Raw genomic sequence first — 13,190 nt, 5'->3', positions numbered from 1 at the left:
TTCCTTCTTCTCTGGGGTCACTTCGGTAGTGAGTAGGGCAGGGTCGCGTGACCGGTGACGCATCCGTCTACGGGCGAGCACCGGGCGTGCGGGGTGTGGACTATCGCTTCTTGGTGTTCTTGAGGTCGTCAGCCAATGCACTCGCCTCGGCCGCGAGGAGCGTGGCACGGGCTTCGTCGCCCGCGTCGATCGCGCGCCAGTAGTCGATCTTCAGGTCGACGTAACGTTGGCGGAGTGCCATCTGCCGGGCCTCGACTGCAAGTTGCTGCCGGCGTTGGGTCAGCAATTCGATCTGTGCGGGTGCGGCCCCGGCCCCGAGTTGTGCGTTGGCGACGTACTCTTTCATGTCGCTGACCGACATCCCGGTTGCCGCCAGGCACGCGATTGCCAACAGCTGTCCCAAGTCGTTCTCGTCGTAGACCCTGTGTCTACTGCTCTCCCCACGGCTGATCGGCGCGATCACGCCGACCGACTCGTAGTAACGCAGCGTGCTGGCCGGAAGTCCGGTCAGTGCGGCCGCGTCCTTGATCGTGTAGTCGCGTGGGGTGGTTCGTGCACTCACGACATAAACGCTAAGAACTTCAAGTACTTGAAGTCAAAGGTTGAGTGGGTCACACCCGCGGACGTGGACGGACGATCGGCGCTTGCACACACTATGGGGCACCTTGCGGGTACAGCGCTGGCCGAGTGCGCCGTGATGCGGGTCGAGCGGGGAACGGACCCTGACCCACCGGCAGTCGGTCGGCGGCAAGGAGGCCCCGGTTACCCGCTCTCGCGCAGCAGCGCAACGTCGGACACCATCCGGATGTGATCGGCCATCGCACGGGAAGCGCCTGCGGAATCCTGGTCGCGAATCGCCGCCGCAATGCGCCGGTGCCCCTCGAGGGAGGCTCGTGGGCGTTCGGCCTGGGACAGGGATTCGATCCGAGTCTCCCGGATCAGTCCGGAAATTTCGCGCATCAGCTTGGCCAGTAATGACGAGTGTGCGGCGACGGTGATGGCCTCGTGGAACTGCTCGTCACCGAGATCGCCACGATCGCCGGCGGCGATCTCGGATTCCATCGTCGCGAGTGCGTCGTCGATCGCCGCCATCTCCGCGTCGGTTCGCCGCTCGGCGGCAAGCCCGGCGAGCTTGACCTCGAGTGCCTCGCGGGCCTCGATCACCTCGGGAAGGCGGTCGGCGTGTTCGCGTAGCGCCTTGACCGCTCGTTCCTCGATGGGCCGGCGGACGAGCACGGCGCCGTCTCCGTGCCGGACCGACACCACACCCTGCACCTCGAGGGCGACGAGCGCCTGGCTCAGGGAGGCGCGGCTCACGCCCAGCTGGGCTGCGAGTTCGCGCTCCGCCGGGAGTCGGTCACCCGGCGTCATCTCGTGGTCGGCGATATGGGCACAGAGCTGCTCGACGATTACCTCGTACAGCCGCGGTCGCGCTACCGGACGCAGTTGCTCAGCCACTGGGCCACCCACTCTCCATTCCACTGAACCTACTCCACGGTATCTCGGAAAGTCGTGTAACCACACCCACAGTTGCTGTTGACAGTGATCCGCGACACTGCTTTTATGAAGTGGCTAGGCCAATCTGCCACTGAGTCAATTCACCTTTCCGGTGGCGGCCGAGACCAGTTGCCACTGCCACAGAACCGGAGACGTTCATGTCGACCGAGTTGATCCCCATCCTTGCGCTCGCTGTCATGTTTCTGGCGGCGACCGTGCTGCCCGTGAACATGGGCGCACTCGGCTTCGTTGCCGCCTTCTTCGTCGGAACACTGTCGCTGCACATGAGCAGTGACGACATCATCGCCGGATTTCCCAGCAGCCTGTTCCTGACGCTGGTCGGCATCACCTACCTCTTCGCGATCGCCCAGAACAACGGGACCGTCGACCTGATGGTCCGCGGGGCGGTGCGGCTGGTTCGGGGTCGTGTCGCGTTGATTCCTTGGGTGATGTTCGGGATCACCGCGGTGCTCACCGCGATCGGTGCGCTCGGCCCCGCCGCCGTGGCGATCGTCGCGCCGATCGCTCTCGGCTTCGCCGCCCGCTACAAAATCAACGCGCTGCTCATGGGCATGATGGTCGTGCACGGAGCCCAGGCCGGCGGTTTCTCGCCGATCAGCATCTACGGCGTCACCGTTAACGACATCGCATCAAAGGCCGGATTGACCAGCAGTCCGCTCACTCTTTTTCTGGGAAGTCTCCTGTTCAACGCGGCGATCGGGGTGCTCCTCTTCGTGTTCCTCGGCGGCCGCGACCTGATAGGGCGCAGCGTGCACGACGACGGTCCCGAGGGCGCAGCGGGAACCGGCGGCGAGGGCTCGGGCGGGGGAGTGCCCTCGACCGGAGGCAACTCGGGTCCGGGAGGAGCCACCGCGACCAAGGTGCGCCCGACGCCGACTGTTACTGACTCACCGACACCCTCTCGTGTCACGTTCGATCAGGCCCTCACACTGGTCGGCCTCGCTGCACTCGCCGTGTTCTCGCTGATTCTCGACCTGGACGTCGGCTTCATCTCGATGACCGTCGCCGTCGTGTTGGCGCTCGCTTCGCCAAAGGCGCAGAAGGGCGCGATCGCGCAGATCAGCTGGTCGACGGTGCTGCTCATCGGCGGCGTCCTCACCTTCGTCGGAGTGCTGCAGGAAGCGGGCACCGTCGAGTACGTCGGAAACGCGGTCGCAAGCCTGGGCATGCCTCTCCTAGTCGCGCTGCTCCTCTGCTACATCGGTGCCATCGTCTCGGCCTTCGCGTCGTCCACGGCGATTCTGGGTGCGACCATTCCGCTAGCAGTTCCGTTCCTGCTCGCCGGTGAGGTCGGTGCGGTGGGAGTGATCGTCGCGCTCGCCATCTCCTCGACCATCGTGGACGTCAGCCCGTTCTCGACCAACGGTGCGCTGGTCCTCGCCAACGCGCAGAACGTCGATCGAGACCGGTTCTACAAGCAGATCCTGAAATACAGCGCCCTCGTCGTCGCGATCGGCCCACTCGCGGCGTGGGCGATTCTTGTGGTGCCCGGCTGGCTCTGACCGTAATCGGGTAGATCCGCTGCCTCTTCGCAGGCCACGGCGAATTTTCTCTCTTGACATCAGCCGGATCAGATGTTTCATTTAATTGGCTAGTCCACTAGCCCACTGAACCAACAGTCCAGCTCTCTCGGCTCTCGCCAGAAAGTAACGGTGGTTTCACATGTCCACGAAAACGATGGAGCGCACAGGTCCGCTGCAGGGAGTGGTCGTCGTCGATCTGACCCGCGCACTTGCGGGTCCGCACGCGGCGATGATGCTCGGCGACCTCGGCGCGGATGTCATCAAGGTCGAGACCCCGCGCGGCGGCGACGACACCCGCGGGTGGGGGCCGCCCTTCGTGGAGCCGGCCGACGCCGAACGGGAGTCGACGTACTTCCTGTCCGCGAACCGGAACAAGAAGTCGATCACTCTCGACCTGAAGACGGACGACGGCCGCGGGACTCTCGAGTCTCTCGTTCGGTGCGCCGACGTCCTGATGGAGAACTTCCGCACCGGTGTCCTCGACCGGTTGGGGTTCACGACCGAACGTCTCGCGGAGCTGAACCCGCGCCTGGTTGTCCTGTCGATCAGCGGTTTCGGTCACGACGGTCCCGAAGGCGGTCGTGCGGGGTACGACCAGATTGCCCAGGGCGAAGCGGGACTGATGTCGCTCACCGGACCCAATCCCGACGAGGTTCAGCGTGTCGGTGTTCCGATCGCGGACCTGCTCGCCGGCATGTACGGAGCGTTCGGTGTCGTCGCGGCCCTGCAGGAGCGTGAGCGCACGGGACGGGGTCGCGTCGTGCGAACGTCATTGCTGGCCAGTGTCGTCGGCGTGCACGCCTTCCAGGGCACGAAGTGGACCGTCGCGGGTGAAATCGGCGAGGCGCAGGGCAACCACCATCCCTCGATTTCGCCCTACGGGCTGTTTCGCACCGCCGACGGCGCCGTGCAGATCTCGGTGGGCAGTGAAGGACTGTGGCAGCGGTTCTGCGCGGGCTTCCACCTCGACCCGGACGCCCCCGGAGTGGCCACGAATGCCGAACGCGTCGAGAATCACAAGCAGGTCCTGGAATTGGTGGAGGATGCGTTCGGCGCGTACACCAGCGACGAACTTCTCATCGAACTCGACCGCATGGGCGTACCTGCCGGACGGGTCCGGACGATCTCCGAGGTCTACGAATGGGAGCAGACCAAGTCGCAGGGACTGCTCGTCGACGTCGACCACCGCACCCTCGGAACCATCACATTGCCCGGCCCGCCACTGCGATTCTTCGAACCGGACGGCACCGAGGTCACCGAGACCCGGCACACCGCACCACCGGTTCTCGGCGCCGACACCGACAGCGTGCTGTCGTGGCTGAAGGAGTGCAGCTGATGGCACGCCTGACCGCTCGCGAACTGCTCGATCTCGTGGTCGACGACGGCACCTGGGAGTCGTGGGACACCCCTCCGATTCAGGTTTCGGGGGACTGCGAGTACGCCGACGAACTGCAGCGCGCACAGGAGAGAACCGGCCTCGACGAGGCTGTCCTGACCGGGGTAGGCACCATCCGCGGCCGTCGAACGGCGATCCTGGTCTGCGAGTTCGGTTTCCTCGGCGGCTCCATCGGCGTGGCCGCGGGGGAGCGGCTGGTCGCCGCGATCCGCCGCGCCACCCGCGAGCGTCTTCCGCTGCTCGCTCTGCCCACGTCGGGCGGCACGCGGATGCAGGAGGGGACGACCGCGTTCCTGCAGATGGTCAAGATCACGGCGGCAGTGGTCAAGCACAAGGAAGCGCATCTGCCGTATCTCGTGTACCTCCGGAGTCCCACGACCGGTGGAGTGTTCGCGTCCTGGGGTTCCCTGGGCCACGTCACCATTGCGGAACCGGGAGCGCTCGTCGGTTTCCTCGGACCCCGCGTGTACGAGGCGCTGTACGAGTCGCCGTTCCCGGCGGGCGTCCAGACCGCCGAGAACCTCCACGCGCACGGACTCATCGACGCGGTGCGGCCGCCGGACCAACTCGCCGAAATCGTCGACCGCGCACTGCGCATCATCACCTCCCGCCGCGGTGGCCGGCCGTCGCTCGCTGACGCCCCAGTCCACGGAACCCAGCCCGAACTGTCCGCGTGGGAGTCGGTGGTCGCCTCCCGCCGCGAGGACCGGCCCGGTGTGCGGGAGGTGATGTTCCACTCCGCGTCGGATGTCCTGCCGCTCAACGGGACCGGTCAGGGCGAGAACGATCCAGGTCTCATCCTTGCTCTCGTCCGGTTCGGTGACATGCCGTGCGTCCTGCTCGGGCAGGACCGCCGAGGTCAGACCACGCGGTCACCACTCGGCCCGGGCGCGCTGCGGGAGGCGCGCCGGGGAATGCGGCTGGCGGCGGAACTGAATCTACCGTTGGTGACCGTCATCGACACCGCGGGTGCGGCGTTGTCGAAGGAGGCGGAAGAAGGCGGCCTCGCCGGTGAGATCGCCCGCTGCATCGCCGACATGGTCTCACTCGACGTCCCGACCATCTCTCTGCTGCTCGGGCAGGGCACCGGCGGCGGCGCGCTTGCGTTGATCCCGGCCGACCGGGTGCTCGCGGCCCGACACGGCTGGCTGTCCCCCCTGCCACCCGAAGGGGCGAGCGCAATTCTGCACCACGACATCGCGCACGCCCCGGACATGGCCGCCCGACAGGGAATCCGATCGTCAGATCTCCTCGCGAATGGCATCGTGGACGAGATAATTCCCGAATATCCTGATGCCGCAGAAGAATCCACGGCATTCTGCACTCGCGTCGGTGCCGCACTCCACCGCGAGCTGTCGCTCCTCGACGCGGCAGACGCCACCCAACGACTCTCCGACCGTGCGGAGCGATTCGACCGGATCGGTCTGTTGCAGCCCGCACCTGCATGACCACGGTGCCGGGGATCCCGATCGGATCCCCGGCACCGCGGTTTTCGGGGGAAGATGTGCGTCCGCATCGGACGAGAGGGAAAGAGACGAACTCTCTTCCACTTTCAATGTATAGCGCACCCGGGGTCTTGCGGCAAGGCCCGGGTTGTGCCGCACACTTACCGGCCTGAGCCGGAACCGGCGGAATTGGGGGACATGGAGTGCGTGTGTTGTTGTCGACGTATGGGTCGCGCGGTGATGTCGAACCGTTGGTGGGACTCGTGGTGCAGTTGCAGGACCTCGGCACGGAGGTGCGGGTGTGCGCGCCGCCGGACGAGGACTTCGCGCAGCGCCTGGCTGGTGTCGGCGTATCGATGGTGCCCGTCGGGCAGTCGGCACGTGCGCTGACGACCGCGGCACCGTCTTCGGCGGACCTGCCCCGGCGCGCGGCCGAGTTGATCGCCGCTCAGTTCGAGGCGGTTACTGCTGCTGCCGAGGGATGTGACGGGTTGGTCGCGACCGGTGTGATGCCTGCGGCGGCTGGTGCGTTGTCGGTGGCCGAGAAATTGGGAATTCCGTCCGTGTCCGTGACCTTTCAGCAGCTCACCTTGCCATCACCGCATCGCCCGCCGCTGGCGTATCCGGGCCGGTCGTTCCCGCCGGATGTGACGGACAACCGGACACTGTGGGACCTGGACGTTCAGAGCATCGATGCGCTTTTCGGTGAGGCGCTCGACACCAACCGGGCGTCGATCGGCCTGCCCCCGGTACGCCACGTCCGCGACTACGTCTTCGGCGACCGGCCGTGGCTCGCGACGGACCCGATTCTGGACCCGTGGCGGCGGACGTCAGATCTCGACGTCGTCCAGACCGGCGCGTGGATCCCGCCCGACGACCGCCCACTTCCTGCCGACTTGGTGGCATTTCTGGACGCCGGCACACCGCCGGTGTATGTGGGCTTCGGCAGCATGCCCATGGGAGCGGCGAAGGACGCCGCCAGGGTGGCCATCGAGGCGATTCGCGCGCAGGGGCGCCGCGCACTCGTCGGTCGGGGCTGGGCGAACCTGGCGCTGATCGACGACCTCGACGACTGCTTCGCCGTCGGCGAGGTCAACCAGCAGGCACTGTTCACCCGGGTAGCCGCCGTCGTGCACCACGGCGGCGCTGGAACGACGACGACGGCCACGCGGGCAGGCGCGCCACAGGTGGTGGTACCGCAGGTGGTGGACCAGCCGTACTGGGCCGGACGAGTGGCCGCTATGGGTATCGGCGCAGCGCACGACGGTCCGGTTCCGACCTTCGAGTCGCTGTCGGCAGCACTCACGGCGGCGCTGACTCCTCAGACCAGAGCGCGGGCGGCCGCCGTGGCGGGCACGATCCGCACGGACGGGGCAGCGGTCGCCGCGACACTGCTGCTCGACACGATTGACCGACCAACGGATCGGAGCTGATGACTGTGAACCCCTTGACTACTACGGCATTCGACCTTCCCGACCATCTCACGGCCAAGGCCGACCCGGCGCTGATCGCCGGGGACGAGCGGCACTTCGCCGCGATCGCAGAAAGCCTCGAACAGTCCATCGCCGACCTGTCCCGCCGCATCGATGCTGAACGCAAGGCGCCCCGCCGTCTGGGCCAGGAGGCGATGGAGCGGGACATGATGGTTCACGAGCTGAACGCTCAGCTGCGCGCCTTGCGCCGCTTCGGCTTGGACCTGTGCCTCGGACACATCGTCAGCGCCGACAACCCCGAGCCCGTGTATGTCGGACGCCTCGGCCTCATGGACAGCGCGGGCAATCAGCTGCTGGTCGACTGGCGTTCGCCCGCGGCCGAGCCGTTCTTCGGGGCCACCCACGCCAACCCGCTGGGCCTGACCCGCCGTCGCAGGTATCGCTGGACCCGCGGGCGGATCAGCGATTACTGGGACGAGGTGTTCACGCCGGACGGGTTCGAAGGGAACGCGGCGCTCGACGACCAGTCCGCGTTCATCGCCAGCCTCGGCAGCAACCGGACTGCCCGAATGCGAGACGTGCTCGGCACCATCCAGGCCGACCAGGACGCCATCATCCGCGCGGGATCGAGCGGGGCCCTCGTCGTCGACGGCGGCCCGGGTACAGGTAAGACCGTCGTCGCTCTGCACCGCGCCGCGTACCTGCTCTACTCCGACCCCCGACTCCGTCACGGGGTGCTGTTCGTCGGACCACACGAGCCCTACCTGGCCTACGTCGCCGACGTCCTGCCCAGCCTCGGCGAAGAGGGCGTCCAGCTGTGCACCCTGCGCGACCTCGTCACCGAGAGCGCCGCCGCCCGGGTCGAGCAGGATCCGGAGGTGGCGCGCCTGAAGTCGTCCGGCGATCTGGTGAAAGCGATCGGTGCGGCCGTCGAGTTCTACGAGGAGCCGCCCACCGAGGGCATGACGGTGGCGACCGACTGGACCGACCTCTGGTTGAGCGCCGACGACTGGGCCGAGGCATTCGCAGCGCCGGAACCCGGCACTCCGCACAACGAGGCGCGGGAGCAGATCTGGGAGCTGTTGCTCACGATCCTGATCGACAAGTACGACGGTGACGTCCCAGCCGCCCAACTCCGGAAGTCGTTGCAGCAGAACGACGAATTACGTGCAACCCTCGACAACGCATGGACCCTGGTCGAAGCCGCCGACCTCGTCGCAGACCTGTGGTCGGTGCCCGCCTACCTGCGCAAGTGCGCACCCTGGCTCAGCGACGACGAGATTCGGAAGTTGCAACGCGCGGACACCCAGAATTGGACGGTGTCCGACCTGCCACTGTTGGACGCGGCACGGCAGCGGCTCGGGGACCCGGAGGCGTCACGACGCCGACGTCGGTACGACGCCTCCGTCGCTGCCGAACGCGCGCGCATGAGTGACGTCGTCGACGACCTGATCGCGGCCGACGACTCGGAAATGCTCGTGATGTCGATGCTGCGGGGCCAGGATCTGCAGCAGTCCCTGGTCGACGAGACCGCTCTGCCGAGCTCCGACCCGGACTTGCTCGCCGGACCGTTCGCGCACATCGTGGTGGACGAGGCTCAGGAACTGACGGACGCGGAGTGGCAGATGTTGTTGCTGCGCTGCCCGTCCCGCAGCTTCACCATCGTCGGGGACCGGGCCCAGGCCCGGCACGGGTTCACCGAGTCGTGGCACGAACGGCTCGGGCGGATCGGGTTCGATCGGATCGACCTCGCCGCACTGAGCATCAACTACCGGACCCCGGAAGAGATCATGACGGTAGCCGAACCGGTCATCCGTACCTTCCTCCCGGACGCCAACGTGCCGACATCGATCCGCAGCAGCGGCAACCCCGTCGTACACGGATCCACGTCGGAGCTGGGCTCGATCCTCGACGCCTGGCTCGAATCGAACTCCGACGGGATCGCATGCGTCATAGGCGATCCCGCTTTCCGGTCGACGTCGCGTATCCGGTCGCTGACGCCGGAGCTGTCGAAGGGGCTCGAGTTCGACCTCGTCATTCTGGTCGACCCGGCGTCGTTCGGTGAGGGGATCGAAGGAGCCGTCGACCGCTACGTCGCCATGACGCGGGCAACCCGGCAACTCGTCATCCTCACGAGTTCCTGACGCCGGCCGACCACAGGCAGGGGAGCTGCCTTAGGACTACATCAGTTCGCCGCCAGTCGCCTGCAATTCCAGATAGTCGCGCACCAACAGGGGAGAGCAGGGTGTGGACACGTCAGCCCAGGGAGAGTGGTCGGGTAGTTGCAGTGGCAGCGTTTCGGGTATCGCTTCGCGACACCGGATGCCGGCCCGCAGTGGCGGCGTCAACGAGTTCCACCACGTGTCGAGGGCGCATCTGCAGTGGGCGAGGTAGTCCGAGAGTGGTCCCTGCAGAAGCGCGATCTGCGGTACCGAATCGGCTTTACCACTGATAGCCGCGACGCACGAGTTTCCGCACACGGTCATCACCTGACCGATGAATTGCGGCGGCATTATGCCTTCCGGGTTTCGCAGCAGGGCGAGGCGCGCGCCGGCGGAAAGGGCTTCATACGCCGCTTCGGGGTCGATTGCCTCGTCACCCATGCCACGACGGTACTCGGATGTGGTCGTCTGCTACCAGGAACCGCGCTAGTCGGTTTTTCCGGTCCGGTGAAGGATCGCCGAGTGGCTGGCGACCCTTCACCAGGTATTGGGTCTGCCGGTCAGCTCGTCATACTGGCGAACATGCCGGGTTCGTAGGACCCGGCCGGATTACGCACGATCACGTTGATCCGGTTGGCGGCATTGATCAGGGCCACCAGGGACACCAGCGCGGCGATCTGGTCGTCGTCGTAGTACTTGCGCACCTGCGACCAGGTCTCGTCGGACACGCCGTGGTGGGCGTCGGCGAGCCGGGTGCCCTCTTCTGCGAGTGCCAGCGCGGCCCGCTCGGCCTCGGTGAACACGGTGGCCTCGCGCCAGGCGGCGACCAGATTGAGCCGGATCGGGGTCTCGCCGGCGGCCGCAGCATCCTTGGTGTGCATGTCGGTGCAAAAACCACAGCCGTTGATCTGGCTGGCCCGGATCTCGACCAGGTGCTGGGTGGCCTTCGGCAGCGGCGATTGGTCGATCACCAGGGCCGCGTTCGCGAACCGCTTGGCGAACTTCATGGCAATCTCATTGTCGAACAGGTCGAATCGGGCATCCATGACTTCGTCCTCACTCGTGGTGTCGTGCTGATCTGTACGAACATGAGATGCCGGCCACCCGACCGTTGTGACACATGTTTCGGATGTCACAAAACGGCGGCGTCCGGTGTCTGGTGTGTGACACAAAACGACAGAGAAGAGGAGCCACCCATGGCCGGCACGTCGCAGACCACGCCCGCAGATCGTGGCGGGAGCCAGGATGATCATTCGGATCCCGCTACCGACGCGTTCGTCGCCCACCGCAACCTGCTGTTCACCGTTGCCTACGAGATGCTCGGCTCGGCCACCGACGCGGAAGACGTCCTCCAGGAAACCTGGCTGCGCTGGGCAGGCGTCGATCTCGACGCCGTCCGCAATCAGCGTGCATACCTGGTCCGGATCACCACCCGCCAGGCCCTCCTCAGGCTGCGGACGCTCAGTCGGCGCAAGGAGTCGTACGTCGGCCAGTGGTTGCCCGAGCCGCTGCTGACCGCACCCGATGTGGCCGAGGACGTCGAGTTGGCCGACAGCGTGTCCATGGCGATGCTGCTGGTGCTCGAGACGCTCGCGCCGACCGAGCGGGCGGTGTTCGTGCTGCGTGAGGTGTTCGATCTCGAGTACGGCGAGATCGCGGAGGCCGTCGGCAAGAGCCCGGACGCTGTCCGCCAGATCGCGCACCGGGCGCGGGGACATGTCGCGGCGCGCCGACCGCGCGGCGTCGTGTCCCCGGCCGAATCCCGAGGCGCACTCGAGGCGTTCCAGCGGGCACTCGAGACGGGTGATCTGCAGAGCCTGCTCGACCTGCTCGCACCCGACGTCGTCCTCTTGGGTGACGGCGGCGGGGTCAAGCAGGCTGTGCCGCGACCGATCGTGGGGGCCGACAAAGTGGGTCGCCTGCTGGCGGCCGGCCTGCCGCGGATCGACGGCCAGGTGTCGGTCGAGCCGGTGCAGATCAATGGCTGCCCAGCTCTGATCGTCCGGCTCGACGGTGAGATCGACGACGTCGTGGCCGTGCGGATGGACGACGGCATGATCACCGGGCTCTACGTCGTGCGCAATCCCGAGAAGCTCTCACGCGTCGAGCAGGAGAACCCGGTGAGCCGCTGAGGCGTCAAAGGGCCCGAGTACCTCTGATGAATCGATCGATACGCCGAACAGACCGAAAGGTTTGAACGAGGCGCCGACGGGAAATACCACACGCGGCGGCGCGTTGCAGGGGAAACGGGCTGGTGCACCCTCATCTTTTGTCGGCGCGGCGCCAGGGCGATCCGGGCGGCCCGTCCTGCTTGAAATTGAAACCAAACCCTTGACTCCGCCGTACCGAATAGTAGATTGAGAGCGGTCATGTGACCTACCTCTCGAGCTGAGAAGTCGGGTGGTCGGTCATACGTGGTGTTCTTCGACTGCGTGTTCGGGGCGTGACTCTCGGTTTGTGTGCCCGGAATGTAACGCGCCTGCGTTCCAGCAGATCGGAGTACGTGGATGAGTCCTGTCGCGACTGTCGCCACGCCAACGACCTATAGCAGCCAACCCATGCCCACCCTGGTACCAGCCACTGATCCCACATCGAGGACGGCGCAGACACAGCAAACGCCGCCCCAGTCGAGCCGGGACGGCGTTCGTATCGTGGAGCAGCCTGTATCAGGCTCCGCGTCGCTTGGCCTTGAGCAGGTCGAGACGCTCCTTGAGCAGCTCTTCCAGTTCTTCCTTGGAGCGACGCTCGAGCAGCATGTCCCAGTGGGTACGCGGCGGCTTGACCTTCTTGGCCTCGGGTGCGGTGCCCTCGACCAGGGTGCCCTCCAGGCCGTTGCGGCAGAGCCACGTGCCCGGGATCTCGGCGTCGTCCGCGAACGGGATGTCGAACACCTCACCGTTGTCGCACCGGTACTTGGCCATCCGACGGGGTGCGAGGTCGTGGTCACGGTCGGTCTCGTAGCTCACCGCTCCGAGTCGACTCCCTCGAAGTACGCGATCTGCCATGGTTGTGTCCTCTCCTCGATCGTCTCCGCGCGAGCACGCCTGGACAGCAGCCAAGCGTTCACACTCATCTACAACGCCACGGCTTCCCGATTGGTTCCCGCACGCCGCGCAGATGCAACCTCGCCATCTTACCGGGCGGGCATCGAGGGGTCGCGCAGTAAGGTGGTGGACCATGACCGGCGCATCCCGCAGACCCGACTCGTGCGTGTGGTGCGGCCGGGAAGTCGCGGAGTCCGGGATGGGGCGACGCCGCCGGTATTGCCGCCAATCGTGCCGGCAGCGAGCGTACGAGCAGCGCACTCAGGTCAAGGGCACGAGTATTCCCGCGGATGCCGTGGTGCTCACCGCCGAGGAAGCCTCCGCCATGGTCGACCGGATCTTCCAGGTTCGTTGTGCGGCCGAGGACGTGGCGACAGCCGTTGCCGAAGGTGCGGCGGCCCATGAGCTGGAGTCGTTGTGCGCCGACCTCCTGCACCTTGCACGTGAGGCCGAACGCTTCCGCTGAGGCCCGGCCACGGGCAGCGGGAAGTGCTGCGCATCCTGCTCGACCGGCCCCATCCGGGTCGCCGTCGCAGATCGATGGCGATTCCGGCACGAACATCACGAATCGACGCACACCGGACCCACGCGTGAAGCACGATCAGTACAGCGTGGCGGACCGGCGACAGTCGGTTCGTCCCACGCGCTGGGTCTGCGCATCCACAGTTT

General features: G+C 66.4%; 12 protein-coding genes. 7 read left to right on the top strand and 5 right to left on the bottom strand.

The features are described 5' to 3' along the window. Window positions 1-100: 100 nt before the first annotated feature. Both L1080_RS11075 and L1080_RS11070 read right to left on the bottom strand, forming a co-directional pair. A complete protein-coding gene (locus tag L1080_RS11075) occupies window positions 101-562 on the bottom strand; it encodes a MerR family transcriptional regulator (protein ID WP_159922275.1) in 462 nt (153 codons plus the stop codon). 200 nt (window positions 563-762) lie between these two features. Then, window positions 763-1,458 carry a FadR/GntR family transcriptional regulator gene (locus tag L1080_RS11070; protein WP_159922278.1) on the bottom strand — a complete coding sequence of 232 codons (696 nt, stop codon included), beginning with the start codon at window positions 1,456-1,458 and terminating at the stop codon, window positions 763-765. Between the two features lie 197 nt (window positions 1,459-1,655). Here L1080_RS11070 and L1080_RS11065 point away from each other — a divergent pair, with 197 nt between their 5' ends. From L1080_RS11065 to helR, 5 genes are all read left to right on the top strand, one after another. Beyond that, on the top strand, window positions 1,656-3,020 hold the full coding sequence (locus tag L1080_RS11065; protein WP_159922280.1) for an SLC13 family permease: 1,365 nt from the start codon (window positions 1,656-1,658) through the stop codon (window positions 3,018-3,020). Window positions 3,021-3,180: 160 nt separating this feature from the next. Further along, window positions 3,181-4,377 carry a CaiB/BaiF CoA transferase family protein gene (locus L1080_RS11060; protein WP_250768205.1) on the top strand — a complete coding sequence of 399 codons (1,197 nt, stop codon included), beginning with the start codon at window positions 3,181-3,183 and terminating at the stop codon, window positions 4,375-4,377. Continuing rightward, complete coding sequence (locus L1080_RS11055) at window positions 4,377-5,885, top strand: carboxyl transferase domain-containing protein (protein WP_159922284.1); 1,509 nt, start codon at window positions 4,377-4,379, stop codon at window positions 5,883-5,885. Before L1080_RS11060 ends, L1080_RS11055 begins: the two co-directional genes overlap by 1 nt. A gap of 200 nt (window positions 5,886-6,085) precedes the next feature. Continuing rightward, window positions 6,086-7,315 carry a glycosyltransferase gene (locus L1080_RS11050; protein ID WP_250768203.1) on the top strand — a complete coding sequence of 410 codons (1,230 nt, stop codon included), beginning with the start codon at window positions 6,086-6,088 and terminating at the stop codon, window positions 7,313-7,315. Between the two features lie 5 nt (window positions 7,316-7,320). Continuing rightward, on the top strand, window positions 7,321-9,459 hold the full coding sequence (helR, locus tag L1080_RS11045) for an RNA polymerase recycling motor ATPase HelR (RefSeq protein ID WP_250768601.1): 2,139 nt from the start codon (window positions 7,321-7,323) through the stop codon (window positions 9,457-9,459). A gap of 36 nt (window positions 9,460-9,495) precedes the next feature. Here helR and L1080_RS11040 read toward each other — a convergent pair whose 3' ends face one another. Both L1080_RS11040 and L1080_RS11035 read right to left on the bottom strand, forming a co-directional pair. After that, window positions 9,496-9,918, bottom strand: coding sequence for a hypothetical protein (locus L1080_RS11040; protein ID WP_213572140.1), 423 nt, complete (start codon window positions 9,916-9,918; stop codon window positions 9,496-9,498). 119 nt (window positions 9,919-10,037) lie between these two features. Then, a complete protein-coding gene (locus L1080_RS11035; protein ID WP_109329809.1) occupies window positions 10,038-10,523 on the bottom strand; it encodes a carboxymuconolactone decarboxylase family protein in 486 nt (161 codons plus the stop codon). 150 nt (window positions 10,524-10,673) lie between these two features. On the opposite strand from L1080_RS11035, the gene L1080_RS11030 reads away from it, so the two are divergent. Then, on the top strand, window positions 10,674-11,609 hold the full coding sequence (locus L1080_RS11030) for an RNA polymerase sigma-70 factor (protein ID WP_159922292.1): 936 nt from the start codon (window positions 10,674-10,676) through the stop codon (window positions 11,607-11,609). Window positions 11,610-12,143: 534 nt separating this feature from the next. Here L1080_RS11030 and L1080_RS11025 read toward each other — a convergent pair. Further along, complete coding sequence (locus L1080_RS11025) at window positions 12,144-12,482, bottom strand: RNA polymerase-binding protein RbpA (RefSeq protein WP_005255751.1); 339 nt, start codon at window positions 12,480-12,482, stop codon at window positions 12,144-12,146. 172 nt (window positions 12,483-12,654) lie between these two features. Between L1080_RS11025 and L1080_RS11020 the strand changes: the two genes are divergently transcribed. Further along, window positions 12,655-12,987: a hypothetical protein gene (locus L1080_RS11020; protein WP_109329829.1), complete on the top strand. Its 333-nt coding sequence runs from the start codon at window positions 12,655-12,657 to the stop codon at window positions 12,985-12,987. The last annotated feature ends 203 nt before the right edge of the window (window positions 12,988-13,190 follow it).

This window comes from Rhodococcus sp. MSC1_016, assembly GCF_023667485.2.
Taxonomy (GTDB): Bacteria; Actinomycetota; Actinomycetes; order Mycobacteriales; family Mycobacteriaceae; genus Rhodococcus_F; species Rhodococcus_F oxybenzonivorans.
The sequence above is the reverse complement of the archived record's forward strand: the minus strand, read 5'-3'. Positions and strand labels throughout refer to the sequence as shown.